The organism is Paenibacillus sp. FSL P2-0173 (genome assembly GCF_038008045.1).
Taxonomy (GTDB): domain Bacteria; phylum Bacillota; class Bacilli; order Paenibacillales; family Paenibacillaceae; genus Paenibacillus; species Paenibacillus polymyxa_B.
On the sequence record NZ_JBBOYK010000001.1, the window covers coordinates 688794 to 715508 of the forward strand.

The window sequence follows — 26715 nt, forward strand, 5'->3', positions numbered from 1 at the left end:
AATCAGAACTAAGTCTAATCATACTTTGTCAGGAGAATGTTAAGGGGATTGTCTAACTATATTAAAGATGCTCTCTGGAGTATTGGTCTCACTCAAATTGTCCCTGAATTACCGATACGATACTTTCACGGAGTGCTTTGGCGTTTTGTGACTTATACGGATCAGCATTAAAAAGGATTGTATCTGCTGTGTAGTTTTCTTTTATACGTCCCAATCTGTCCCCATATCCCAAAATTTCAGCGGCGAACTCCGTGGCAGCCTGCCAGGCCTCTTTTCGAGTTAATCCACAGTCTATGAGTGTGTCTAATTCCTCAAGGTTACGTCCATGTAACGAAGGTGTGGCAAAATCTGTACCGAACGCAATTCGTACGCCTGCTCTTTTGGCATAGCTAACGGCTTTAGGGTGGGCTTCGGCGGCGCGGGCGGCACGATCACAAATTTCCCTGTCGAGTGAAAGAACTCCAGACGGGTCTGCAGCAATACGATAGATGGAAGCAGTAGGCACAAAGGCTGTCCTGGATTGCGCAAGCCGGTTGGCTTGATCCTCGGTCAAATACATTCCATGCTCTATAGATTCCACTCCAGCGTCAATAGACCAATCCACAGTAGGTCCGCCCCAGGTATGAACCATGACTTTTATGTTGCGTGCATGAGCGCTATGCACAATTAAAGAGAATTCTTCCTCAGAAAAAATCGGGTCCAGCACTGTATCTGGCGACGAGCCTAGTCCCCCCGTTGCAAGAATTTTAATCCAGCTTGCCCCGGAATCAATAATTCCTGTTACCCGCCGTTCCAAATGCTTAAGACCTCGTGCGTCTCCGGCTCCAAGCATATCACCACTGGTATAAACTCTTAAAGGCTGGCTATAATGCTGACCTATATGCTTCACCGTACTTGGCAAAAGCCCACCTGCATCACGCACTGAAGTCACTCCAGCCTGGAAAGTAGCCTCAAAGGCTTGCGCCTGCATCACTTCGATCTCCAGTTCATCGCGCTTCTCCTGGTCAGTATGATTAAAATCCGTCCATGCCAAATGCGTATGAAGATCAATTACGCCGGGGCTAATCCATAAGTCGCCATCTGGACCATTTTGTTGAGTATGCGAGGATAAGGACTCTGCAATGGACGAAAAACGACCATTGGTGATTGTTATATCAAATCGTTTCCCATCAATCCCCGCCACAAATATATTTTTATAGGTTAACTCTTTTTGAATTTTATTTTCCATCTTCATTCCCCCAAATTAACCTTTGGGCGGCAAGCGCATGATAAGGGTCTTGATGTACAAGCTCAGCAAGCGTTTGGATAGCTTCTTCAACGCTTTGTTGATTTGCCTTCGCCCCAAAATGGTTAATGCGTAAGAGTTTATTATGCAATTCTCCATCTCCGGGTGCGACAATGCCTATGGGCTGTTCGATATTGAAATTACCGCCTTGAGGAATCCGAACCGTTGTAGTCAACGTTGAGTAGCTATCTTTATTCCGCTGCCACGGTTCAAGGCCCAAGGCTTTAATGCCAGCAATTGCAGCAGATGTAGTTAAGCGATGGCGGCGGTTGACTGCTTCCAGACCTTCTTTCTCAATAAGCTTTAATGACTCTATAAGCGCACGGGCTTCCAAAACAGGGATGTTGGCAGGAACTCGCACGGGCGTCACATGATTAGGGGAACGCTTTAAGTCAAGCAAAGACAGTATGGAATTGCGCGGCGCATTTTTGTTGGAGGCCAGAAACTCCCAGCCACGGGGAGAAATCCCCACAGCGCTGATCCCGTTAGGCCCGGATAGTGCTTTTTGCGCCCCTACAGCTACAAAATCAATTCCCCACTCGTCCATGAGCACCGGTTCGCCCCCGATTGCAGAAACTGAATCTATCACGGTTATAATGTTTGATCTACGCGCAAGCTCCATGATTTCCCTTGTTGGATTAGAGCCTCCTGTGACCACTTCCGCCTGCACAAAAGAAAGCGCACATGGGTTATATCGCTCAATCGCTGCGGCGACTTCATCTACAGTTACCACATCATCAAAAGATGTTTTGAGTTCGATGACTTCTGCTCCGCCACGCGCAAGCCAGTTACCAAAAATCGTTCCATATGGACCTGTCACAATGTTTAGAATTTTACGGTCGGGCGCAGATATGCCTGCTGCTATGGCTTCAATTCCCAGGATCGCCTCGCCCGGTATGATTACCGGGGATTCTTGGGTGGACAGGAGTTTGGAGAGCAAGTTAGTTAGCGTATCAAACTCCGATATTGTAAGAGGTACAAATCCTTTATTATTTTGACTCATAAATACCTCCTGCAGAATGGGATATTGGCATTTTAGGAACAGCGGACAAAAGCTCACGGCTATAAGGCGTTTCAGGACGAGAAAAGAATTTCTCCTTGGGGTTGATCTCAACCAGCTTCCCCTGCCGCATTACAGCAACAATATCGCTTATGGCATTTATAACTCCCAAGTCATGAGAGATAAAAAGCATCGTAAGATTAAGCTCCGATTTGAGTGTGCTCAACAGTTCAAGCATACTCCGTTGTACCGAAACATCCAGTGCGCTCGTTGGTTCATCTGCGATAAGTATGCTTGGCTCAACGCTTAATGCGCGGGCAATTGCTATTCGCTGACGCTGACCGCCGGAAAATTCGTGAGGGAATCTGCCAAGGGCGCTTTCATCGATGTGAACACGTGTAAGCAGTTCCCTACATTTCTTGTCCACTTGAGCTCGGTCAACAATCTTGTGAAAAAGTAAGGCTTCGGCAAGGATTTGCCTGATCGTATGCTTTGGATTTAGCGAGGAATCCGGGTTTTGAAAAACCATTTGTATTCTTTTATGCTGCTCCCGGCTCCGTCGCTTGCCCAGAACCTGAGAACCCAGCATGATCCGGCCCTCATCCGGGGCGATCAGCCCGGCTATTACCCGCGCGAGGGTAGACTTTCCTGAACCCGATTCTCCCACAAGACCAAGCGTGGTACGCTCCTGCAGCTCCAGGCTTACTTGATCAAGCGCGGTGAACTTACCATAAGCAACCGTTATATTTTCTATCCGCAAGGCTGTTTTCATAAATCCGCGCTCCTTTCAAGATCCGGGAGAGGAAGCACTGAGCTTATCAGCAACTGTGTATACGGATTTTGCGGGTTTTGTAAAAGGGGCAAAGTGTCTCCCCGCTCTATGATTCTTCCCTCTTTCATAACGCAAAGCTTTGAGCACATCGAAGCAGCTACGGCAAGATTGTGCGTAACAAACACCATGGCAAAACCCAACTCCTTTTGAAGACGTGAAATAACGTCAAGTATTTGCCGTTGAACCGTTACGTCAAGCGCAGTTGTTGGCTCATCACAAAGAAGGATGCCCGGCTTGCACGCCAAAGCCATCGCAATAACAATACGTTGACACTGGCCGCCTGAAAGCTGGCGGGGGTAACGGTCAGTATGCTTTAAGGAATCGGGAAGACCGAGCATTTCAAGCAGTTCCAAAGCTATTGTGCGCGCGACCTTCCGACTCACCTTCTGCCTGTAGTACACAACCTCGGCAAGCTGCCGGGCCACCGGGCAGAGAGGGTCAAGTGCCCTTATCGGGTCTTGAAAAATCATTGCGCATCTGCCATTGCTCCTAATATGCCCGCCAACTTGTTCAATACCGGAGGGAAGCAACCCTATGATGGAGCGAAGCGTGAGCGATTTTCCAGATCCGGATTCCCCCACAAGTCCTATACTTTCGCCCGCTTCAACTTTGAGACTCACATTAGTGACCAATTTATGATTCGATTGCGTCGCGAGCGACAAATTTTCCACTTCTAAAATTGGATTCATAGCATTCATTTTCTTCTCCATATATCTGCTAGCCCATCGCCCACAAGGGATAAGGCTATCCCTGTATATACTACCGCAAAGCCTGGGATTGCTGAAAGCCACCACTTAGTAGATATAAAGGGCTGCCCATCAGAAATCATAGTTCCCCAATCCGGAGTTGGCGGCGCAATGCCGATACCTAGATAGCCTAGCGTAACAATGGCTACAAGCAGAACAGCCATGTCCGTCATAAGCACTACCACCGCTTGCGGTAACACATTCGGCAGAAGATGGCGCAGTATGATTTTAATATCCGGGATTCCCAGAGTTTTTGCAGCGGCTATCCATTCCTGCTTGCGAAACGATGCGCTAAGACCCTTGACCACGCGCGCGTATACAATCCAGCCAACCAGGACAAATGTAATGTATATCCCCTGTTCACCCGTACCGCTTGCAAACGCCACTATAATTACAATCAAATAAAAAGGGAACGCAATAAACGTATCGGTCAAAAGCGTGATAACCGTATCTACCCATTTACCATAATACCCGGCAAGCATTCCCAGAAACACCCCCATACAAAAAGGGATGATCTCCGCCAGCACCATAATCTTCAAATCAGTCCGTGCGGCATAGATCAGCCGTGTAAACAAATCACGCCCCAGTTGATCGGTTCCCAGCCAGTGTTCGAAGGACGGGGGTTGTAAAGTTGCCGAAATATTTTGATCAGAAGGCTGGTAGGGGCTAATAACCGGTGCGAACACTGCAATACCTATGAGTAACGCAAACATAATACTGCCCCATAAAAGAGATGGAGTATTTAGTATTTTTCCCCAAGAGCGGTTGCTATGACCCGCCTTCTGAATCTGAAGATCTAATTGCGTGCGTTTCATTGTTCTCCTTTCGTCCTGGGATCAAGATACCCAGAAGCAACCTCAATCACGAAGCCGATGATGACCACAGATATCGCACAATAAAGAGCAATCCCCTGTATAACAGGAAAATCCCGGTTTGAAATGGCTGAAAATAACAGGCTTCCGATACCCTTGAGGCCAAAAACCTGTTCAATTACCAACGTGCCGCCCATCAGGTAGGCAATGTTTACGCCAAGCAGCATAAGAGCGGGAAGAGCGGAATTGCGCAGGACATGCTTTACCAATATAACCCGGCCGGGGATTCCCGCTGCCTTCAAGGTTACAACAAAATCAGATTCCAGCACTTCCAGCATCTGCGCTCTTAAAGAACGAACAAGCGAGGGAATTTGCGACAATCCGACAGTGATCGCAGGAAGGGCGAGACTGTACAAGATTCCAAGCCAGCCCTCGCCGACTCCCCCAACGGGGAACCAGCGAAGCCGAACGCTAAATACCAGAATCAGTAGCAGTCCAACCCAAAAAATCGGCATACCGAGCGTTACAGCAGGCAAGATGCGTATAATGTGGTCAAGCAGTCCGTCTTTATGTGTTGCCGCAAGGGTGGCCAGCACCAGCGAAACAATGATGGAAAAAAGACAGGTCATTGCAATGAGCAGCAGCGTCACAGGGGCCCGCTCTGCAATCAACTCTCTTGAAGAAGTCTCAAAAACAATCGAAACGCCGGTATCACCGTGTGTAAAGAAATTGTGCACAAAGCCTATAAACTGCTCCCAAAGAGAACGATCCAGCCCCAACCTATGGCGCATACTCTCAATAGCCTCAGCTGTGGCGTATTCCCCCAGAATCATTTTGGCGGGGTCTCCCGGCACCAGCCTTATGATGAAGAAGACTGCCACCACCACACAGATGACTACTGATGCCGCTCTTATCATAGCGCGCACAAGCCATTTGTGTGGGGAAGTTAGATTTGCAGACAATCCGGAAGACTTTTTAAATAAATTGTGGGCCGTCAAGGATCTAATTACCTTTCACACGTACATCTTCAAAACGAGCGCTGTTATTGGGAAGCACGACCAGGCCATCAATGGAAGAACGAACACCTTTCAGAATATCCGGATAATAAAGCGGGATGTAAGGTACCTCGTCTGCAAGGATTTGTTGAAGCTTGGCGTAAATTCCCGCACGTTTTTCCCCATCAGGTGTTTTTTGCCCCTCGTGCAGGAGCTTGGTAACTTCATTGTTCGTGTAATGAGTCCAGTACGACTTGCTAAAGCCTTCCGGATCTGTCTGGAAAGCGAGGATCGAGTTGGCTTCTGGAGAATCCGCCTGTCCGCTGTTGATCATTGCCGAAAAGTCATAGGCAAAGAAACGCTCGCGAAATGAGGCCAACTCAACAGATTCGATTTGAATGTCTATGCCGATCGTTTTGGCGGCCGCCTGAATAATCTGTGCCTCCTGAGTTCTTGAGTTGTTACCAGAGGCAATGAGCAATTTTGTAGAAAACCCATTAGGGAACTTTGATTTTGCAAGCTCTGCTTTGGCAGCGTTCGTATCAAAGCTGAGCGCTTTAATCGTATCGTTCGTGTTGTAGGGAATGGCTGGCGGCAAAAGCGAATTGGCTGGCTTTGCGAAACCAAAGGTAACCGCATTGGTCAATCCATTACGGTCAAGTGCCAACGCCAACGCACGGCGAACGTGCACATCCGAAAAATGCTCGTCCAGGGTATTGAAGAACAATTGCTCTGTCACCCAGCTTCCATTGGTCGCCACTTTGGTATCAGTTCCTTGTTTTAATTCATTTACATTTTCAAGAGCTACAGACTCAATAGCGTCTATCGCGCCAGCCTTCAGCTGGTTAATCGCTTGGCTGTCATCTTCAATGAGCTTGTAGACAAGTTCATCGATATATGGCTTGCCTTTCTGCCAATAGTATTTATTTTTGCTGAAAGTAAGATCACCGGCAGAATCCCATTTCTTAACGACGAAGGGACCGGTACCGACCGGATTCTTAAAGAATTCTTTTTCCGAGACACCGCCAAAATCCTTTGGAAGGATGCCATTGGAGAAATTTGAGAGTTCAGAAATAAACGGCGTATACGGCGCTTTAAGCTTAATTACAAGTGTTTTTTCATCTTGAGCCGAAAGCGAAGCCACCTGTGCCGCTATTGCAAGAGGACCTCCTACATTCAAATGACGCTGAATTGAAAAAACCGCGTCCTCGGCAGTAACTCCTTTGCCGTCTGAAAATTTCAAGCCATCGCGTAAAACAAAAGTATAGGTTAATCCATTCGCGCTAATATTGTGCGACGCCGCAAGCCAATCCACAATTTTTCCATCACCGTTAAAGGCAACCAGCGGCTCAAATACTTTGTCGATAGCAAAAGCATTATTTGATGTAATCTGATTATGCAAATCAAACGAGGTTACGGAAGCCGGGCGGCCATATGTAAAGGTTCCCCCTTCCGCGGGTTGATCAGCGGTTGTGCTTGGGTTAGTTGCGTTTGTATTTTTATCTGCATCATTTTTGGAGCCGGAGCATCCTGCCACGAGAACCAATAAAAGAAATGCTAAAGATCCAACCAAAAACGGTTTCCTAAAAGATACAATAAGTTTGGACATCTCATTTTCCCCTTTTCTCCAATAAAACATATTGTTTTAATATGAATAATATTATGGATGAACCCATTTGCCATGTCAAACAGAATTAAATACCATAATTTATAAAATCAAAGATAAAAGTAAACATAGGGATTTTCCAGCTTGTGAACACATGGAGTTCATATGGGATTGGGAATTTCATTATATTATTGTATAATAAGTCTATGAAGTAATAGGTAAAGCTTATAAGACGACAACCATTATAAAAGCGTATATAAAAGGGGTTTAAAACTCGATGGAATTCAGACAACTTCAATACACCCTGCAAATTGCAGCGGAAAAAAACTTCTCACGCGCAGCAGAAAAACTGCATATTGCTCAGCCCTCTTTGAGCCAACAATTGTCCAAACTGGAAAAAGAACTTGGGGTACTTCTATTTCAACGCAACACCAGCACGGTGGAATTAACACATGCAGGAGCAAGCTTTGTGGAAAAGGCAAAAAAAATAGTCGATGCAGTTGAGCAGCTCCGGCAGGAAATGGACGACATTTCTCAACTGCGAAAAGGGAAGGTTGTGGTTGGCAGTATGCCCATCACAGGTTCTCATTTGCTGCCGCATGTGCTGCCTGTATTCAAGAAAGCTCATCCGGACATTGAAATCGTGTTGGTCGAGGATTCATCCATGAATTTGGAGAAAAAAACTGCCAGTGGGGATACAGATCTCAGCCTGCTATCTCTTCCATTAGTAGAACCTACACTTTCCTATGTGCCGATCGGTGAAGAGTGGATTGATCTTGCCGTTCCTCCAGGTCACCCCCTAGCCCTGCGTAAAAACGGAGACCATCCGAAGCCTGTGCATATGGAAGAACTGAAAGATGAGCCTTTTGTCGTTCTGAAAAAAGGGCAAGGCTTTCGCAAGCTGACGATGGATTTGTGTCATCAAGCTGGCTTTGAACCCAATGTGGTGTTTGAGAGCACTAATATGGAGACGCTCCAATCGCTTGTAGCGACAGGTATGGGAGTGACACTCGTCCCCCGTTTTATCGCCCGGGCCGCCAGCAGCGAGTTTGTTCCAGCATTATTGCCACTCGCCGAACCTACCCCTAGCCGTACCCTAGCCATTGCCTACCGAAACGGACGTTATTTGTCTAAAGCTGCCGAAGCCTTTATTGATACCTTCCGAGAAACGGTCGAGCAACTTTCTCAAAAGTAGCTTCAAATGTGAAAAGGACCGTCTTCCTCCTCAGCCAAAGCCAGAGAAGAAGACGGTCCCGGGGCTTCGCCCCTATGCTTTCAATACTTCATTTACTTTACGGGTTCGATTACACTGTTGCGATGTTGCTTCCATCTGTCTTTAACGAACCACATTTCATGTTCATTTGAATTTCATGTCAGCCTCGCCTGATTACTTTACGCTTGCTCGGAAACTCCACTTTATCCATCCCGCATCACTTCTTTCCTTAAGGTCTCTAGCCTTGGTCTCCCAAGAATGTCCTACCTCAGTTCCAATGTGCTGTGTGATCCCAAAGTGCCTGTCCTCGCCTTTTTGTGATCAGGGTCTCCCTAAATCTGGTGGACTTTTATCCTGATCATAGCCCATTTCATAATTGTTTCCGACAACCTGTCTATTTAAGCCTCTCGGCCGTGACAGGCCATCCCTATTCGCCAGTTCGGATCTACTTTGGTTATCCATCGTTATCAACCTCCTGGTGTCGGGATACTATTATAATACACCTATGTGCTGTATCTGAAACAGGTATCAGAAAACTTTTTTATTATCGAGAAGAACCAAATGCTTGCTGTACCTCGGCTTCACTCACTTGTGTTTTAAAGACCAATTTCGAAGGATCTTGAGGTGAATAAATGACCTCTATAATACTTCCCTGCTGCAGCTTGGATAGTTGGGAAGAAAAAACAACCTTTTGCGTGGTTACATTAAATGTATCGCCGTTGTTTTTCGTAACACTCAGCGTAAATTGAAGCTTAATTTTATTAGGTCCTGCTTCCCCCATGGGTGTGACATCCAGCACTTTCGCATATGCCTGCTCACCGGTTTTGGCAATTTCCATCAGCTCAGGCGATACGCCCTGCTTGACCATTTGCTCATTCATTAACGCTTGTAAATCCGTCTGCGACACCTGCCCTTTCAGGTCAAGTCCTACTTTCAGTTTATCTTTCTCCGATACGACCAACGGAATGATCGAGCCTGGCTGAAATTGAGCCATGGAAGTCAAAGGAATAATCGTCGTCAAAGCAGTATCATATTTGTCTTCTCCATGTTTGGTTACGGTCAACCCGAGCTTTACCTGCGGCTGATTGTTTACATAAGTCCCTGTTAGCTGAACACTTGTAATAATCCCAACCCCAGGAACACCCTTCTTAACCTTACCGCCTTCAAAAAACACACCTAAAATTCCAGGTAGAAAAATAAGCGCAAAGCCTATATAAATTAACGGCCTATACCACGGGGCATCCATAATCACAAATGGATCATCCCATAAATAGTTAGCCAAAAATGGTGAGAAGCCTACACCAAACACCATAAGTACCCCGATCATACTCAAAAATCCTTTCATCCTCCAAAACCCCTTTTTCAATCATCTGTTCAAATTATATGTCAGCAAGAAAGGTGAAACGACCTGCTCATTTACACTGTCACCAGACCCATATAAATCAGCTCTGATGGATTTACCGGATTGCTCCCCAGACCCACCGTATCTCCAGGTCGCGGAATTTGCAGCTTGGATACGAGCGTTTCCAACGTTTTTGGATATCGATTACCGTTTACTTCTGTCACATCTAGCATTAGCACCACAATCGGATCAAAATTCACGAGCTTCCCGGTATCTGTTACCGAAATAACAACCGCAGTCGCTGCCATCGCCAAACCACCGTTAGCCGCCGTTTGAGCTTGTCTTGCCGAGTTTAGGCTTTGGTTAATCTGTTCCCGATGCTCTTTGGGTACCAAACCTTTCATAAATAATCCTGACAGGCCTTTATTCATCAGTTGATCTGCTTGTTCTATCGCATCCTGCTGTTTTTTCTTTTTCCCGAATAAGTTCATCATGTGGTTGCACCTCGTATTTTGTATTGTCGTTCCTTATGAATTCAGTATAAAAGAGGTTATATGGCATCACAATACGTTTTGGCGCATACAAAAAAACCGAAAAAACAGGAGCTTTAACCTGTACTTTTCCGGTTTATTTTGAACTCTGGGACGGTTTACACAAAATTTTGCGCACTTTGGAGTAATCTTTCGCACGATCATCCGATAGTTTTGTAAAAAACGAGTGAATTCAGGCTATTTTTTACGCATAAGATAGACCAATTTGCGATAATACGCCGATGATTCTTTATAACGACGACTGTCCTCGGACACAACTGCCAGCGTTTCATATAACTGTTCAAGCCGCGCTGGATGCTGGAGAGCTTCAAAATAAGGCAAGCATTGCAAGGCATGCATCCAAAAGGCGTCCTGATTCCCTTGGGCAAGCGCCAGTTGGCTCTCATAAAAATCAAGCCCCATTTGCTGATCTGTTGTCAGATTTTTTTTACGCAGTTGATCCAAATGCTGTGAGAGAAGCCCCCAATTTTTTCGCGCAAACGCAATCTCACAGCGATAAATTAGCGTAACGGGCAGCATCATCTGCTGCATTTCCTCCCGCTCCCGGCTCACCAGCGCTTCAAAACGCGCTACTTCCTCCAAAGCCTTATCCAGCTCGCCAATCGATGTCAGCATAATAATCCGGTTGTTCAGAATGGTCGTGAGCATATCTGCCGCATTTTCTAAATAGACCAAATTGGCCTCAGCCATAGAGAGCGTTAACAGTGCTTCCTGCACAGAACCCATGGCAAAACAATATCCGCTGTAAGCCACATACAGACCCGTCAAACGGTGAAAAAGCCGATCATCATACACCCTGCGCATCGTCTGCTCGAATACCTGCTTCGCCTGATCAAATTGCTTGACCTGAATACAGGCCTCCATCATAATGTTTTGCGCATTCAGCCAGTTTTCCGTCCCCTCTTCCACTAGACGGCTTAGCTGCGTAACGTTATTCAGCACATCATAATAATGATTTTTCGAGCGAAAATACTGGATTTTATAAAATAAAATTGCTTTTTTTAGCGGTGCGGGCAGCTCCACCTCATCCGAACGACCAAACTTCTCCAAATAAAAATTCAAATAGGTTTGATGTAAATATTCATAGGCCGTTGGGTCATTTAATTGCTGATAATAAACGGCCTTCATCAAATAAGTCGTCATTTCCACCACAAGCGAATCGTTGCGATCCTCCAGTAGATCCACATAGCTTTCCGTGGCAGGATTAGCCAGCTTGGACAGCTCTGTGAAAATCTTATCCGCTGTAGCCAGCGTCTCCTCATCCTCTGCCGCTGCACGCAAGAGGTAGGATGGGTTTACACCTAAACGCCCAGCAATTTGCTCGGCCAAATCCTCTGCCAACGGGTAACGGTCAGCCAGTATATTTGCAAAATGTGCTGGTGTCACCAGCCCGTCTACCAGCTCTTTACGGGACAGATTTTTCTTTTTACACAAAAATTCAATGCGTTCCTTAAGCATGGAGTATTCCTTTCTACACTGATTATCGGTCATACAGTGAGGGACGCCGATCTTCAAACACCGGAATACGACCACGTACGTCCTGCACTAAGGCAGACTCAATCGTTCCTGTGATGATCCCCTCCTGCTCTCCGCCCTCAGCAATGATTTCTCCCCATGGATCAATAATAAGCGAATGCCCGAAGAAATCAGTATCTCCGCTGCGACCTACCCGGTTACAAGCAATGACATACATTTGATTTTCTATAGCACGTGCGGTTAGCAAGGTACGCCAGTGATGAAGCCGGGGATGAGGCCATTCTGCGGGTACGATCAGCAAATTTGCGCCCGACAGGGCCAAACTACGGGCTAGTTCAGGAAAACGAATATCATAGCAGATCGACGCACCTGCCCGAATCCCGCCATCCAGTGCGAATAAAACCTTTTCTTCGCCAGGCTGCAAATATTTTTCTTCATCCATAAGTCGGAATAGATGAATCTTGGAATACGAAGCAACCTCTCTGCCTGTTCGGTCAAAAACGAGCATCGTATTATACACATGACCGTCGCTTTTTTTCTCTGCGATCGACCCAGCTACTACGTTCACTTCATGGGTGGCAGCGAATGCTGCTATCCATGCCCGAGTCTCCGTCCCTTCCTTGTCCGCCAGCTCATGAATGCGATCTAAGGCATAGCCTGTGTTCCACATTTCCGGCAGGACAATCAGATCCGGCTTCAGTTCGACTTTCATCGCTTGTTCCATTAAAGCTCGGATATGACTGCGGTTTTCCGGGGGATTTCCTATCTCTATGTGAGCTTGTATGAGTGCAACACTGAACGGCTGAGCTTCCTGATACGTCAAAATCCTTCATCCTCCTTGTGAGCCAGAGCTTCCCGCGACCCATTGTCCGGTATTTTCTCCCATCATAGCCCGATCAGTCTGGATTACGCAACCATGCAAGCTTAATTCCTCCTATACAACTCGGTAAAATCGTGATAGATTATTTCTTAAACTATTCCAAAAGGTCGTGTGAATTGATGACTCATTTTTCTATTCCCTCCGCTGACGTCATGAAACAGTTACCCACTCAATTTTTTGCCACACTTGTACAAAATGTAAACCGTGAAATCGCGGCGGGGCATGATGTCATTAATCTTGGACAGGGGAACCCCGACACTCCCACTCCTTCTCATATTGTAAAAGCTTTGCAGGAATCAGCGGATAATCCGCTGTATCATAAATATTCGCCATTTCGTGGTTACAGCTTTCTCAAGGAAGCCGTTGCCCAGCGCTATCAGGAGGATTACGGTGTGACGCTCAACCCTGAAACCGAGGTCGCCATCCTGTTTGGCGGAAAAACGGGTTTGGTTCAGCTGCCGCAAGTCTTACTCAATCCCGGGGATGTGTGTCTCGTCCCTGATCCCGGCTACCCGGACTACTGGTCTGGTGTAGCCTTGGCTAAAGCGGAAATGTCTTTTCTCCCATTAAAAGAAGAGAACCGTTTTCTGCCCGATTATGAAGCCATTTCCGAGGAAGACCGCCGCCGCGCCAAGTTAATGTTCCTTAACTATCCGAATAATCCAACCTCGGCAACGGCTCCACTTTCCTTTTACGAGGATACAGTTGAATTCGCGCAACGTAACGGTATTGTAGTTGCCAGTGATTTCGCCTATGGCGCTATTGGATTTGATGGCGAACGTCCGGTAAGCTTCCTACAGGCTGAGGGTGCTAAAGAGGTGGGGATTGAGTTCTATACCTTGTCCAAAACGTACAATATGGCGGGCTGGCGTGTTGGTTTCGCGCTCGGTAATGCCGAAATCATCTCGATGATTAATCTCCTACAGGATCATATTTATGTAAGCTTGTTTGGCGGCATTCAGGCAGCGGCGGCGACAGCCTTGACGGCCTCGCAGAACTGCGTAGGCGAGCTGGTAGCCCGCTATGAATCACGCCGTAACGCTTTTTATGATGCACTTGGGCAAATAGGCTGGAAGGCGACCCGCCCAAGCGGCTCCTTTTTCAGTTGGTTGCCTGTGCCGCAGGGCTATACTTCCACTTCTTTTGCCGATCTGTTGTTGCGGGAAGCCAAGGTGGCTGTCGCTCCAGGGATTGGCTTCGGGAGTGGCGGCGAAGGATATGTGCGAGCGGGACTGCTGAGCTCAGAAGCTCGACTGACCGAGGCAGCTGATCGAATTGGCAAGCTAAACCTGTTTGGTTAAGCCGTATTTTCCAGCTACAACTTCTTTGCCAAACCTGGTCTTTTCGTGGTATTCTGTATCCAATATCATTTAGCGCGTTGAAGGGACTATTAAGAGAGACTCGGTCCTGTTCAGAGAGTAAATTCCGATAGGCTGCAAGAATTTACCTGGACTCTCTCCCAACTCCTATCCCCGAGCGCCCTGCGCAATCAGGCGGTCCCTGCCGTTAACAGGTTTCAAGTGGGATGATCATGAATCATCAATGAAGGTGGTACCGCGGAAGCACAAACTTTCGTCCTTTGCATACAAAGGATGGAAGTTTTTTTGCATTAAAAAGAGTAAAATTAAGGAAGTGGACGTCTTGTCAACACGAATCGTCATTAAAATCGGAAGCAGCTCTCTAACTGGAGTGGAAGGTGGCTTGAATCGGGAAGCCATCGCTTATTTTGCCCGGGAAATCAGCTTGCTACGTGCAAAAGGTCATGAAGTGCTGCTGGTTACATCAGGTGCAGTAGCCGCCGGATTCAGAGAGATTGGGTACCCGTTTCGCCCTAAGCTACTACATGAAAAGCAAGCGGCAGCGGCTGTTGGCCAAGCCCTTCTCATGCAGGCCTATGAGCAGGCTTTTAAAGATTTTGACCTAGTGATCGCGCAGGTTCTACTGACCCGTAGTGACTTTTTGAGCCGCAAACGGATGAATAATGCCGGAATGACCGTAGAAGAATTGCTGCGCCAGCAGGTTATCCCGATCTTCAACGAAAATGATACTGTATCGATTGACGAATTGAAATTCGGCGATAATGATATGCTGTCCGCGCTGGTTGCCAATCTGGTCAAAGCGCAGCATCTAATTATCATTACGGACACCGATGGCGTATATACGGCAGATCCGCGCAAGCATCCGAATGCCGTACGTTTTGAACGTATCGAGGAAATTACAGAGGAGATTTATGCATTAGCTGGAGGTTCTGGATCATCTGTAGGTACTGGCGGCATGCGATCCAAGATCGAAGCTGCCAAAGTCGCTACACGCGGCGGTGTGCCTGTATATGTGGGACGTGTAAGCGCGAATGGCGATCTAAACGCAGCCGTCGAAGGACACGGACCGGGAACTTATTTTGACACTCACCTCTCTTCACTTCCGATGAAAAAACAGTGGCTTGGATTTATGTCCACCCCTCTGGGCGCGGTGCATGTAGACGAAGGGGCCGAGGAAGCGTTGGTTCACGGAGGACACAGTCTACTTCCGGTTGGCGTACGACGTGTCGAAGGCAGCTTTCATGCCGGAGATGTCGTTGAGGTGCTCGGACCGGAAAATAAAGTTTTAGGACGCGGCATCGTCAATTATGACGATGCACAGCTCCGAATTGTACAAGGATTATCCAGCGGCGAGGTTGTGGGCAAAATCGGTCCCATTCACCGGCTTGAGGTGATCCACAGGGATGAATGGATTACATTATGTATGTAGGGAGGCCGTAACATGAGTGATTTAACGACTAACACAGCTACAACCGAGGAGAATCAGTTTAGCGAAGTACGAACCAAAGCCAATCTTGCCAAAAAAAGTGCCGGGGTCATGAACCGCCTGACTACAGCACAGAAAAACGAAGCATTGCTTGCTATGGCTGAAGCTCTAGTAAATCATACTGAAGAGCTGATTGCAGCAAACCATAATGACCTGAAACATGGACGGGAACAGGGAACATCCGAGTCGCTGCTCGACCGCCTCAAGCTGACCGAGGACCGAATCGGAGCTATTGCCGAAGGATTACGCCAAATTGTGGCACTGCCTGACCCGGTCGGCGACACCCTTGAGCAAATTGAACGTCCAAACGGTCTGAGAATTGAGAAGATACGTGTGCCGCTGGGTGTCATCGGCATTATATATGAAGCGCGTCCAAATGTAACCGTGGATGCCGCGGGCCTGTGCTTGAAAACAGGCAATCCGGTTGTGCTACGCGGTGGTTCGGCCGCCCTCTTCTCCAACCGCAAGATTATCGAAGTACTCCAGCAGGCACTAGACGCAACAGCTGTGCCACGCGAGGCGCTTCAACTTATTGAAGATTCAGACCGTGCCTCGGTCAACGAAATGCTCACCTTGAACGGCTTGCTGGATGTAATTATTCCACGCGGCGGGCGTTCACTCATTCAAAATGTTGTTCAGAACGCTACCGTACCTGTCATCGAAACCGGAGCTGGTGTATGCCATACCTTTTTGGACGCTACAGCGGATGCAGCAATGGCCGAAGCGATTACACTGAATGCCAAGGTGCAAAGACCGTCCGTGTGTAACTCGATGGAAACATTGCTCGTACACTCGGATTATGCAAAAGCACACTTAACAGGATTGGCAGAACGCTTTCGTGATGCGGGGGTTGAGCTACGCGGCTGTGCACGCACACGAGAATTGGCCCCTTGGGCTATTCCTGTTACAGAAGAGGATTACGGCACCGAGTATAATGATTACATTATGAACATCAAGGTCGTAAACAATTTGGACGAAGTACTAGAGCATATTGCCCGTTACGGTACGATGCATTCTGAGTGTATTGTCACCGAGGACAAAGCCCATGTCGAGCGTTTTCTGCAAGAAGTGGACGCGGCAGCCGTGTATCACAATGCATCCACTCGCTTCACGGATGGCTTCGAGTTTGGGTTTGGTGCCGAGATCGGAATCAGCACACAAAAATTACATGCCCGCGGCCCAATGGGATTGCCTGCCTTGACTTCAACCAAATATCGCGTGTACGGTACTGGACAAATCAGGGAATAATAACATAAATCAATCTGTATCCTTGGAGGTTATGAATCTATGTGTGAATCACAAACAAAGGTTTTAATTAATGAGCAAATTACATTTTTCGGGGCAGGATCAATGGCAGAGGCTATTATTCGCGGAATGACGGCTCGTTCTGTCGTCAAACGTAGTGGTATTACCGTCATCAACCGCAGTAATCAGGCTCGCCTTGAGGAACTTCAAAAGCAATATGGAGTCTTGTTCCAAACCGAGGATGCCGCCAAAACCGAGCTTCTGCGTCGTTCTCCGGTCATTGTGCTTGCCATGAAGCCCAAGGATGCTGCACAAGCACTTGGGCAACTCGGCCCACTTCTGTCTGATGAGCAGCTGATTATTTCGGTAATCGCAGGATTGTCCATTCGTACGATGCAAACGTTGCTGGGTCGCAAGCAGCCGATCGCACGGACGATGCCCAATACATCCAGCTCAATTGGGCTGGGAGCCACAGGCATTAGCTTTTCCAAGGAAATCAGCGAAAACCAGCGTAAAAACGTGCTTACGATGTTCGAATCTGTAGGTACGGTAACGGTTATAGAAGAAGAGAAAATGGATGTTTTGACCGGGATATCTGGAAGCGGCCCTGCTTATGTCTACTACCTGATGGAAGCCATGATTGCCGGGGGAATCCGTGGTGGCTTGACCCCTGAGCAAGCGCACGAACTAACGGTGCAAACCGCGCTTGGAGCGGCACGCATGGTGCAGCAAACCGGAGAGGAGCCTTCTGCCCTTCGCCACAAAATCATGTCTCCTAATGGCTCTACGGTAGCTGCATTGGAAATGCTGGACAAAGGTGACTTCTACGAAACGGTGATTGCGGCGGTGCAGCGGTGCGCTGAACGATCCCGCGAGATGGGAGCTGTACTCAAGGAGGGAATTGAATGAGCTATTGCTTGGCGACCTACCGGGTATACGATGACAAAGCCGATTTTAACCAAAAGGCCCAATCTATTGCCATCGGCATGACGGTGGGCAGCTGGACTGAGCTCCCGCAAGCCAAACGGGACGCGATGCAAAAGCATCTTGGCTCGGTTCATTCTGTGGATATTTACGATGGAGGTCCCGGTGAACGGTACGCGGACCTGACCATCGCTTACCCGGATGTCAACTTCAGCCGAGACATTCCTGCTCTGCTGGTCACAGTCTTCGGCAAAATTTCGATGGACGGCCGAATTAAGCTAACGAAGCTGGGTTTCTCGGAAGCATTCCGCTCTGCTTTTCCAGGACCGAAATTCGGTATCAGCGGCTTGCGCGAACAGCTTGGCGTGTATGATCGTCCCCTGCTCATGAGCATTTTCAAATCTGTAATTGGCCTCAATTTGGACGAACTTCGTGAACAGTTTACCCGGCAGGCTCTCGGTGGCGTTGATCTGATCAAGGACGACGAGATCTTGTTTGAAAACGCGCTGACGCCGATTGAAAAACGTGTCGAAGCCTGCATCAAAGCCGCCGAAGCGGCTGAGCGTGAAACCGGTAAAAAGCTGCTGTATGCCGCTAATTTAACGGGGCCGACCTCGCAGCTTAAGACGCAAGCTCTCAAGGCCATTGATGCGGGTGCCAACGCGTTACTGTTTAACGTGTTGGCCTACGGTTACGATGTGCTACATGAACTTAGTAGCGATCCTGCCGTCTCGGTGCCGATTGCAGCCCATCCTTCGTTGGCGGGAGCTGCTTATCCATCGCCGCATTATGGTATTTCGGCGTCCGTCCTACTCGGTCAGCTTATGCGGCTGGCTGGCGCTGACCTCGTCCTCTTCCCTTCTCCCTACGGCTCAGTGACGATGCCGCGTGAGGAAAACATGGCGATCCGCGATGAGCTGATCACCCCTGATCTACCGCTGAAGGCCAGTATGCCGGTCCCTTCCGCAGGGATTCACCCGGGCCTCGTGCCGTTAATTGTACGTGACTTTGGTACTGACGTTGTTGTCAACGCTGGGGGCGGGATTCACGGTCATCCGCTGGGTACAGAAGCTGGTGGGCGCGCCTTTGTGCAGGCGATTGAAGCGGTACAGCAAAATGTCCCTCTGGCAGAATACGCCCGTACTCACCCCGAGCTGCAATCTGCGCTCGACACATGGGGAGGTGAACGATGAGCACAGCGAAGAAGCCCGTCATTTTTTGCGATTTTGACGGGACAATTACGAACAGCGACAATATTGTCGCCATTATGAAGCATTTTCAACCTACAGGCTGTGAGCCCATCATGCATCAGATCGTAAATGGGCATACATCCATTCGTGAAGGCGTAGGTGCGATGTTTGCCCTCATGCCTTCGGAGCAAAAGGACGAAATTATCTCATATGTACTTGGACAAGCTGGTATACGCGAGGGCTTTGCACGCTTTTTGGACTATGTACGAGAGCAGCAGATTCAATTTTTCGTCACCAGTGGCGGCATTGATTTTTTTATTGATCCATTGCTAAAACCCTTCGATATTCCACACGACCACGTCTATTGCAACGGAGCGGATTTTTCCGGGGATCGCATCCAGATTACTTGGCCGCATCCATGTGAGGAACCGTGTACAAATGATTGTGGCATGTGTAAAACGACTGTGATTCGTCAATACCCTTCCGAACAATACGAACGGATTTTGATCGGCGACAGCCTGACCGATTTTGAAGGAGCTAAAATTGCCGATCTTGTGTACTCCCGTTCACATCTGACTTTAAAGTGTCAAGAGCTTGGCGTACCACATGTACCCTTTGAAACATTTGATGACATTATCGAGGATTTAAAGCAAAAACAGGAGCAAGGGGTGCTGTAAATGAGTTTTAACTTGGCAGACATTTCATTGGAAGAAAAACGCCGCGCACTGGAAGAACTCGCTGATGTCAAAGAACTATTCGCATCTCGCAACTGGTTCCCAGGCACGAGCGGCAATTTGTCGATCCGAATTGGTGACTTTCATCCCGAACAATTTTATTTTGCAGTCACCGCCAGCGGCAAGGATAAAACCAAGCGTACTCCGGAAGATTTTCTATTCGTAGACCAGTACGGAAAAGCGGCAGAAGCGACAAACCTCAAGCCAAGCGCAGAGACGCTTATACATTGTGAAATTTACCGCCTAACAGGCTGCGGAGCCGTTTTTCATGTGCATACCGTGTTTAACAATCTGATTTCCGAATATTACGGTGAGCAAGGCGCTGTACCTATCCAAGGTATTGAGCTGATCAAGGCTTTTAACATTTGGAAAGAAAATGCTGCCATTGATATTCCTGTGCTGCCTAATTACGCGGATATTGCCTCGATTGCCAAGCTCGTACCTGGTGTGCTGAATGATCAGGTGCCTGGAATTTTATTGCGTAACCACGGCATTTATGCGTGGGGCCGTGATGTATTTGAGGCTAAAAAGCATTTGGAGGCGTTTGAATTTTTGTTTGAAACGACCTATCGCTCCCTGCTGCTGAAAACTTTGAAGTAAATAAACTCATAAATATCAAAGATGCGTATCCTTATTTGTAAAAGTGGTCATTGAATATCGAGAACGGAGCCTAAGCGATAGCACAGGAACGTTCTCTTTTTTTATAATAAGGGTATTTCTATTCTACTAGCGACATAAAAGGAAATATGATGAATAAGAATCCTCCTGATATAATTTTGGATATGCTGTAAAAAAACGCCCCCTATTGGGGACGCTCCAGCGTGAATTGCTCTCCTAGCTTCGCATAGTTGTTCCCAGCCAAACGACTTACTGGACGCAACTCCTTAGCAATCACATACGTATTTTGATACGCTTCCTCGGACAAATGATACTGCACTACGCGTCCGATTAACAGATCACAGGCAGGTGTGTCCTCCTGACCTCCCAACGGTATAACCTGTTCCAGAATACATTCCATACGTATTTTCGCTTCTGCCACACCGGGAACTTCGATTTTTGTACTTTTGACCGGGGTAAGGCCTGCCAGTGTAACCTCACTCTCCTGCGGCAACAGACGGGAAGCCGTCACATTCACCGCTCCCACATTGTCCTCGTCTGTGATATGTACGACAAAAGCCTTATGCTCCATCGCATTACGTGCTGTATCTTTGGGTACTCCATCAACACGTTGTACGGATACAGACAGCAGTGGCGGTTCAGAAGCTACGATGGAAAAATAACTGAACGGCGCACCATTCAGCACCCCTTCGCTGCTCAAAGTCGTTACAAAGGCTACCGGCCTTGGGATGATACTTCCGGTCAACAGCTTATAATTTTCACGCCCTGTAAGCGTGTCAGGATTCAACGAAATCATTTTTCTCCCTCATTTCCGATTACAATCGCTATTCGACTGCACATCATCAAGTTTCGCCTGATAAGCAAATGCACCATTAGTTAGCGACATGGATGACATCTCAGGCTTCCCTTTCAGTATCGCGTGAATGATACGAAATGTAAAGTTGGAGCCGGAAGATCTCCCTATTTTTCAATTATATTTCCTCGGCTATCGCGCACAGTAACCGTAATTCCCTCAGGTACAGCAATCGTAACATCAAGCTGCTGCTGAGTCTGCATAAACCGTGTCGGAATTTGACCCAGTAATACATACAAGGTATCGCCGATTTGCTTGGTCTGATATAAATCTTGCCCCTTTATTTCGTCCTCTTTGCCTGTGTATACATAACTCCCGAACACATGCACCTCCGGTGAGGTGGTTGCATCAATTTTGACCGCATAAGGATCTTCTCCCTGTACAATCACCTTGGTCACTCCGGCAGGCAGTTTTTCATGCCAGTCTGGGAGAAGCCTTGTTTCCTGAACCGAACTCATTATTTCTCTGACTTGCGGAGTGATCCCCAATGAACTGACCAAGGCAAATCCGATACAGCAAAAAACCAATACCGCCGTAATAAACATACTGAATAAATCATAACGAATGCGCTCACGCGTCCCTTTCCAAGCAGTATACATTAAAATTTCCAACCCCAGCAAAACAAAAACGACAGGCCACCAGGTCAAAGCCTGGTCCAGTATGCCCGCTCCCCAAAACTTGGAGGCAAACGTTATGCCCCCCAGCAGGACGAGGAAAAGTCCCATTGACAGCCTTCCGACTTTCCACACCCCTGCCGGAGCGTTTGACGCTTTAGAGGAACTATTTTTGTTAGACGATGTACCAAATATACCTGTGGAGCCTCCTCCATCGCTATGAGGATGATGGGCTCCCTTAAAGGGAGCCTCACTCTTTGAAAACTCAGTATCCATTCTATTGCTTCTCCTTTACTCGTTTAGATTTGGAATTCCCAATCATCATCCAAATACCACCGCCAATCAACAATAAGGATACGATAATCGTCCGTAGATACATGTCAACCAAATTATAAATCTCTCCATTCGGAAACAGACGATCCAGAGTAGGAACTAGTACGTTGATTAAGATGTAATAGGCGCCCAGCAATAGCAACCCCAAGCCTACCCAGCGGTGATATTGTGCAAACATACCGATCACAGGCTTGTCGATCAGCGGCTCCCGTCCATAACGGCTTACTTGCTGCAACGCATCAAAAAAGCTGTAAAACCAAACCACCGGAATCAGGAACAAAAAGAGTGAAAGATATAGCACGTCCAGTACATAGATGCCTCCTAAAAACAGAAGCATAAGCTGGAGTCCACGCTTTTGCAAACCGATATACATATGTCCAGCACCGGGAAATACCGATAAAATGGTAGCCAGCATTTTACTCCGCCGTCCCTCGACTCTTCCATGCTCCAGTTCCTCAAACAAAGTCCGGTCCTGAAGCATTTCTCCCGCTTGTTTGCGATGTACATGCTGCACCGCATCAAACATGCAATACAGCCAAATGATCGGCAGCACGCCCGCAAACGCCAAAAATCCGGATTCGTTTGTAATGCTGGTAATAAAAACGAGGATCGCTCCAAAGCCAAAGAAAGATAGCAGAAAAGACAAACCACGCTGCATCAGCCCCAAATGAAGGTGTCCCAATCCAGGAATGAACGACAGCAAAATCGTAAAAAAGCGTTCATTCTCCGATCCTTTTTGAAAAGCAGGTGATCCTGCCATACCATAGTGTCCTTGTTGATAATGGTTATAGCCCGGGCCATATCCCATTCCTGCTCCCGGTGCATCCACATCCGCGTCTGTTGCCCCCTCCGGTACCTCTCCCGTTGAACCAGCATGTCCATAAGGCCCACTTTGCGAGTAATAACCATATGGATTGGGTCCTGCATGTGGGGGATATGGAACAGCAGCTGCACGAGGATCATAACGTAATAAACTAATAATGATATGCAGCATACTCAGCCCCCAAAAAAGAGCGGCAACAAACATACTGGCCAATAAAGGTAATTCGTCTCTTGAAACCACTGAAAAAAATAATCCTCCCGCCAGACATCCGAAAAACAAAATGGTGTATACAAACGCATTGGCTTTTCTGGTCCAGTAGTAGTGTCCCACACCGGGAATGATGTTCAATAGAAATGCCAAGAGCTTGCTTCTTTCCGCATAAGGCATCGCTACACTTCCTTTCTATTTATGGGATTTAATAAAGTCCCCATTTGAAGGTTGTTGTTTGAGTTTTTTCATCTCAGCCTTTATCCGATGATTTAGGGCTTTAATTTATCGAGCCAGGTTGTTGTAGCTCGCATGACCTCTTCACTGTAAGAAACGCGTTCTTTTGGAGGAATCGGCTTTCCATCTGTTTGCGGCATCATTTTGTCAAAGGCTCCACTGGACAACAAGATCAACGTTAGGCTTGCGGCGACAACGTAGTGAAACACAGGTTTTTCAAACCAGCGGCGTTTTTTAAACAGAACTTGATTCGGTTCAGCTTCTATCTCGGGAAGAACGGCCATTACCTGATCTGTGAAGCGCTCCGTATCCATCCAGGCAGAATAATCTTTCATAGTTGACTCCAGTTGCTCCAGTGCGACAAGATATAGCATCAGCGCCTGTTCGTCTTCCAGCAGGAGCTTTTCCAGCCGGGCAGACTCCTCTATCGTGCAAGTTCCTGCAATGTAAGCATGCCAGTCATTCGATTTCCCTTCAATCCACGGTTTATCCTGTTGGTCAGTCATTGCCATTCCTCCTCCTTCCAGTGGTTTCGAATCCATAGCCGCGCCCGATAGAGCCTCGACTCTACTGTTTTTAAAGCTACCTGCGTCTCTTCTGCAATTTGGTCGTAGGTTTTGCCCTGCATATAATAGGCTTGAATAATATCCCGATGTTGCTGGGGCAACTGGGCGATTTTTTGCGATAGTTCTTCAATTTGCTCCTCGCGAATGAGACGAGCCAGCACATCCTCATCCCGGGAAGGGAGCTGTACAAGGGATTGTGCGACGTCTATAAGCTCTGCGGGTCGTCTGTCCTGTTTGCGCTTAATATCCAGCGCTTTGTGGAGCGCAATTCGGCTCAACCACGTTTTAAATCCTTCGTTCCGGTACTGGGGGAGAGACTTGTACACCTGAACGAATGCCTCCTGCGCGGCATCTTCTGCTTCCTTGCTGTCATGCAGTACCGAATAGGCGACATGAAATACATGCTTGCTGTACAGCTCTACGATCTCACGGAACGCCTGCCGGTCACCGGACCGTATTCGTTCAATGATTCTCTCTATATCAATGACGCTCTCCCCCTTCCCAATACTATAGACGCCAGGAAATTTCCTTCCCCTGCATATTTCAAAAAAATATTTAAAAAGGACACACCCTCCTGACGGAATGGTGTGTCCTCTATCATTAAAGCCTATTTACTCGCTTTCATTTCGGCTTAGTTCACGCGCACAGGCGATATTCCAGATTGTTCTCATTGCACATTAGCCAATTTGCAGTGACAACCTCGATACATAAGTCTACTGCTTAGCCTAAAAGGCTTAGACCGATATATCAATTGCGTCCGCCACCACGGAATCGCTGGGCGTATTCTTTGGCATCCTGTGCATTACGAACACGGTTTCGGCTCCACTCCAGCAAAATACGGTCTATATACCGGAAATGTACCTTCCCTGCAAATACCGCTTCCTTCAAAGCCAGCAAAATCAGCTCCTCGGGATACCGATCCTGATCCACCCAGCTGGTGATCGTCTCGTATTCCATCGGTGACAATGGTCGCCCGAATTCTTTCTCAAAAATCGTAAACAAATTCCGTTCTTCTGTAAGCGGGGATTCTGCTATTCCATTCAGTAAATCCGGCTTTCCAGCAAACAAAATGTCATCTTCATCGTGCTGCTCGTTACGCTCAGCGATCATACATTCTGCCAACTTACGATACAGCCCCGTCAAATTGTAACGTTCGAATTGTACGGATGAGCTGCGGTCTTCTACGGAATCGATTCTCAAAAATCCTTCTTTCATGAGCTTACTGAAATAGAGTGCGATTTCGTTCGCAGTACATCCGATGCGGGTCTGCAATTGTTCCCATGTCGGAAATTCATTACGTTCCGCTTGTTTAAAGGCAAGCAACTGCATCAGTAGCAGCATTTCAGCATCTGTCAGCCGAAGTGTCCGATAATGCTTGAGCAGGGCATAGGGAATCTGGACCATTCCGGCTTCCATAGCAAAGGCTACTCCCTCCGCCCATTCTGTCGCTGATGTCTTGTCGAATGATCCGGTCATCGGTTACGGATACAAACGATACAGCATACGTGGGAACGGAATCGTTTCACGTACATGATCGAGTCCACAAATCCATGCTACTGTACGCTCCAGGCCCAGTCCAAAGCCGGAATGCGGAACGGTACCATAGGTGCGTAGATCCATATACCATTGGTAGGCTTCACGAGCCAAGTTATGCTCGTTAAAACGTTCTTCCATCAATGCTGGATCATCAATCCGTTGGGAACCCCCGATAATTTCGCCATAGCCTTCAGGAGCGATCATATCGGCACACAGAACAACCTCTGGACGGGTTGGGTCTGGTTTCATATAGAATGCCTTAATGTGAGTTGGCCAATGTGTAATGAACACAGGTTTGTTATATCTTTCAGCAATCGCCGTTTCATGAGGAGCACCAAAGTCTTCGCCCCATGGGATATCGAAACCTTCACCTTGAAGGAAGGCAATCGCCTCATCATACGTAATACGTGGAAATTCGCCTTGAATTTGCTCCAGCTTCGAAACATCGCGTCCGATTGTTTCAAGCTCCTTCGCACAGTTTTTCAGGACAGATTGCACGATATGGCTTACAAACTGCTCCTGAACGCGCAAGGATTCTTCATGATCCACAAAAGCCATCTCAGGCTCGATCATCCAGAACTCAATCAGGTGACGACGTGTTTTGGACTTTTCCGCACGGAAAGTTGGACCAAAGGAATACACTTTGCCCAGCGCCATTGCCGCGGCTTCCATATACAACTGTCCGCTTTGTGTCAAATACGCATCTTCATCAAAATATTTAATGTGGAACAACTCTGTTGTACCTTCTGCAGAGGAAGGAGTCAAAATAGGTGGGTCCACCTTCGTAAAGCCGTTGCCGTTAAAGAATTCCTGTACAGCACGGATAATTTCCGCCCGTACGATCAGAACAGCACGTTGCTTGGCGGAACGCAGCCACAAGTGACGATGATCCATCAGGAAATCTACACCATGCTCTTTGGGTGTAATCGGGTAGTTTTCGGTCAAATGAATAATTTCAATGCCTGTAACCGTTAATTCAAAGCCCGATTGGCTACGCGGTTCTTCACGCACCACTCCAGTAACGTAAAGGGAGCTCTCTTGAGTCAAGGATTTGGCGTCATTCCAAATATCCTCGGACACTTCGCTTTTCACGATAACCCCTTGAATATACCCGCTACCATCGCGCAGTTGCAGGAACTGAATTTTACCACTAGATCGTTTATTGTTTACCCAAGCGCCGATTGTAACCGTTTCCCCTACATGGCGGCCCACTTGGGCAATCGTACTTTTATTCGTCATGACCGTCTCTCTCCTCTTAACCGAAAATCAAACAGCCCTTCCCCCTGGGTCAG

Annotated in this window: 27 protein-coding genes; 8 read left to right on the top strand and 19 right to left on the bottom strand. The window is 47.6% G+C overall.

Going from position 1 to position 26715, the window contains the following annotated elements:
• Positions 1-88 precede the first annotated feature (88 nt).
• From MKX30_RS02905 to MKX30_RS02935, 7 genes are read right to left on the bottom strand one after another with little or no spacing between them, the layout of a single operon-like run.
• The gene (locus tag MKX30_RS02905) at positions 89-1228 is read right to left on the bottom strand and encodes an amidohydrolase family protein (protein ID WP_071558567.1); all 1140 of its coding nucleotides are present in this window, start codon (positions 1226-1228) and stop codon (positions 89-91) included.
• Positions 1218-2288, bottom strand: a complete 1071-nt coding sequence (locus tag MKX30_RS02910) for a pyridoxal-phosphate-dependent aminotransferase family protein (RefSeq protein ID WP_071558566.1) — start codon at positions 2286-2288, stop codon at positions 1218-1220. Before MKX30_RS02910 ends, MKX30_RS02905 begins: the two co-directional genes overlap by 11 nt.
• Positions 2275-3057, bottom strand: a complete 783-nt coding sequence (locus MKX30_RS02915) for an ABC transporter ATP-binding protein (RefSeq protein WP_053325649.1) — start codon at positions 3055-3057, stop codon at positions 2275-2277. The genes MKX30_RS02910 and MKX30_RS02915 overlap by 14 nt, the downstream gene beginning before the upstream one ends.
• The gene (locus MKX30_RS02920) at positions 3054-3827 is read right to left on the bottom strand and encodes an ABC transporter ATP-binding protein (protein ID WP_048481509.1); all 774 of its coding nucleotides are present in this window, start codon (positions 3825-3827) and stop codon (positions 3054-3056) included. The genes MKX30_RS02915 and MKX30_RS02920 overlap by 4 nt, the downstream gene beginning before the upstream one ends.
• Positions 3812-4678, bottom strand: a complete 867-nt coding sequence (locus MKX30_RS02925; RefSeq protein ID WP_023989108.1) for an ABC transporter permease — start codon at positions 4676-4678, stop codon at positions 3812-3814. Before MKX30_RS02925 ends, MKX30_RS02920 begins: the two co-directional genes overlap by 16 nt.
• A complete protein-coding gene (locus tag MKX30_RS02930) occupies positions 4675-5637 on the bottom strand; it encodes an ABC transporter permease (RefSeq protein ID WP_268988437.1) in 963 nt (320 codons plus the stop codon). Before MKX30_RS02930 ends, MKX30_RS02925 begins: the two co-directional genes overlap by 4 nt.
• 40 nt (positions 5638-5677) lie before the next feature.
• Positions 5678-7279, bottom strand: a complete 1602-nt coding sequence (locus MKX30_RS02935) for an ABC transporter substrate-binding protein (protein ID WP_310166194.1) — start codon at positions 7277-7279, stop codon at positions 5678-5680.
• Positions 7280-7553: 274 nt separating this feature from the next.
• On the opposite strand from MKX30_RS02935, the gene MKX30_RS02940 reads away from it, so the two are divergent.
• Complete coding sequence (locus MKX30_RS02940) at positions 7554-8471, top strand: LysR family transcriptional regulator (protein ID WP_023989111.1); 918 nt, start codon at positions 7554-7556, stop codon at positions 8469-8471.
• Between the two features lie 339 nt (positions 8472-8810).
• Here MKX30_RS02940 and MKX30_RS02945 read toward each other — a convergent pair whose 3' ends face one another.
• From MKX30_RS02945 to MKX30_RS02965, 5 genes are all read right to left on the bottom strand, one after another.
• Entirely contained in the window at positions 8811-8951 is a 141-nt protein-coding gene (locus tag MKX30_RS02945) for a hypothetical protein (RefSeq protein WP_023989112.1), read from the bottom strand.
• A gap of 82 nt (positions 8952-9033) precedes the next feature.
• The gene (locus MKX30_RS02950) at positions 9034-9834 is read right to left on the bottom strand and encodes a hypothetical protein (protein ID WP_053325651.1); all 801 of its coding nucleotides are present in this window, start codon (positions 9832-9834) and stop codon (positions 9034-9036) included.
• Between the two features lie 71 nt (positions 9835-9905).
• On the bottom strand, positions 9906-10325 hold the full coding sequence (locus MKX30_RS02955) for a hypothetical protein (RefSeq protein ID WP_053325652.1): 420 nt from the start codon (positions 10323-10325) through the stop codon (positions 9906-9908).
• A 234-nt stretch (positions 10326-10559) separates the two neighbouring features.
• On the bottom strand, positions 10560-11840 hold the full coding sequence (locus MKX30_RS02960; RefSeq protein WP_075154382.1) for a helix-turn-helix domain-containing protein: 1281 nt from the start codon (positions 11838-11840) through the stop codon (positions 10560-10562).
• Between the two features lie 22 nt (positions 11841-11862).
• Complete coding sequence (locus MKX30_RS02965; protein WP_053325654.1) at positions 11863-12681, bottom strand: carbon-nitrogen family hydrolase; 819 nt, start codon at positions 12679-12681, stop codon at positions 11863-11865.
• 176 nt (positions 12682-12857) lie between these two features.
• Between MKX30_RS02965 and MKX30_RS02970 the strand changes: the two genes are divergently transcribed.
• The 7 genes from MKX30_RS02970 to MKX30_RS03000 all read left to right on the top strand — a co-directional run bounded on the left by MKX30_RS02970 (position 12858) and on the right by MKX30_RS03000 (position 20236).
• Positions 12858-14039: a pyridoxal phosphate-dependent aminotransferase gene (locus MKX30_RS02970; protein ID WP_068941622.1), complete on the top strand. Its 1182-nt coding sequence runs from the start codon at positions 12858-12860 to the stop codon at positions 14037-14039.
• 241 nt (positions 14040-14280) lie between these two features.
• Positions 14281-15486 carry a glutamate 5-kinase gene (proB, locus tag MKX30_RS02975; protein WP_068941620.1) on the top strand — a complete coding sequence of 402 codons (1206 nt, stop codon included), beginning with the start codon at positions 14281-14283 and terminating at the stop codon, positions 15484-15486.
• Positions 15487-15498: 12 nt separating this feature from the next.
• Positions 15499-16791, top strand: coding sequence for a glutamate-5-semialdehyde dehydrogenase (locus MKX30_RS02980; RefSeq protein ID WP_028540661.1), 1293 nt, complete (start codon positions 15499-15501; stop codon positions 16789-16791).
• 39 nt (positions 16792-16830) lie between these two features.
• Positions 16831-17697, top strand: coding sequence for a pyrroline-5-carboxylate reductase (gene proC, locus MKX30_RS02985; RefSeq protein WP_023989119.1), 867 nt, complete (start codon positions 16831-16833; stop codon positions 17695-17697).
• The gene (locus MKX30_RS02990; RefSeq protein ID WP_023989120.1) at positions 17694-18905 is read left to right on the top strand and encodes a 2,3-diketo-5-methylthiopentyl-1-phosphate enolase; all 1212 of its coding nucleotides are present in this window, start codon (positions 17694-17696) and stop codon (positions 18903-18905) included. Before proC ends, MKX30_RS02990 begins: the two co-directional genes overlap by 4 nt.
• Entirely contained in the window at positions 18902-19579 is a 678-nt protein-coding gene (locus MKX30_RS02995; protein ID WP_023989121.1) for a 2-hydroxy-3-keto-5-methylthiopentenyl-1-phosphate phosphatase, read from the top strand. The genes MKX30_RS02990 and MKX30_RS02995 overlap by 4 nt, the downstream gene beginning before the upstream one ends.
• The gene (locus tag MKX30_RS03000) at positions 19580-20236 is read left to right on the top strand and encodes a methylthioribulose 1-phosphate dehydratase (protein ID WP_023989122.1); all 657 of its coding nucleotides are present in this window, start codon (positions 19580-19582) and stop codon (positions 20234-20236) included.
• A gap of 202 nt (positions 20237-20438) precedes the next feature.
• Here the strand turns inward: MKX30_RS03000 and MKX30_RS03005 are convergent, their stop codons facing one another.
• The 7 genes from MKX30_RS03005 to asnS form a co-directional block, all read right to left on the bottom strand.
• A complete protein-coding gene (locus tag MKX30_RS03005; protein WP_028540656.1) occupies positions 20439-21050 on the bottom strand; it encodes a flavin reductase family protein in 612 nt (203 codons plus the stop codon).
• 164 nt (positions 21051-21214) lie between these two features.
• Positions 21215-21997: a hypothetical protein gene (locus MKX30_RS03010; RefSeq protein ID WP_069079756.1), complete on the bottom strand. Its 783-nt coding sequence runs from the start codon at positions 21995-21997 to the stop codon at positions 21215-21217.
• Position 21998: 1 nt separating this feature from the next.
• The gene (locus tag MKX30_RS03015) at positions 21999-23264 is read right to left on the bottom strand and encodes a multi-tm2 domain protein (RefSeq protein ID WP_254347444.1); all 1266 of its coding nucleotides are present in this window, start codon (positions 23262-23264) and stop codon (positions 21999-22001) included.
• 92 nt (positions 23265-23356) lie between these two features.
• On the bottom strand, positions 23357-23827 hold the full coding sequence (locus MKX30_RS03020) for a hypothetical protein (RefSeq protein WP_023989126.1): 471 nt from the start codon (positions 23825-23827) through the stop codon (positions 23357-23359).
• Positions 23824-24498, bottom strand: a complete 675-nt coding sequence (locus tag MKX30_RS03025) for an RNA polymerase sigma factor (protein ID WP_305954142.1) — start codon at positions 24496-24498, stop codon at positions 23824-23826. Before MKX30_RS03025 ends, MKX30_RS03020 begins: the two co-directional genes overlap by 4 nt.
• A gap of 136 nt (positions 24499-24634) precedes the next feature.
• Entirely contained in the window at positions 24635-25363 is a 729-nt protein-coding gene (locus MKX30_RS03030; protein WP_076159297.1) for a DnaD domain-containing protein, read from the bottom strand.
• A gap of 3 nt (positions 25364-25366) precedes the next feature.
• Entirely contained in the window at positions 25367-26662 is a 1296-nt protein-coding gene (gene asnS, locus MKX30_RS03035; RefSeq protein WP_013310674.1) for an asparagine--tRNA ligase, read from the bottom strand.
• Positions 26663-26715 lie beyond the last annotated feature (53 nt).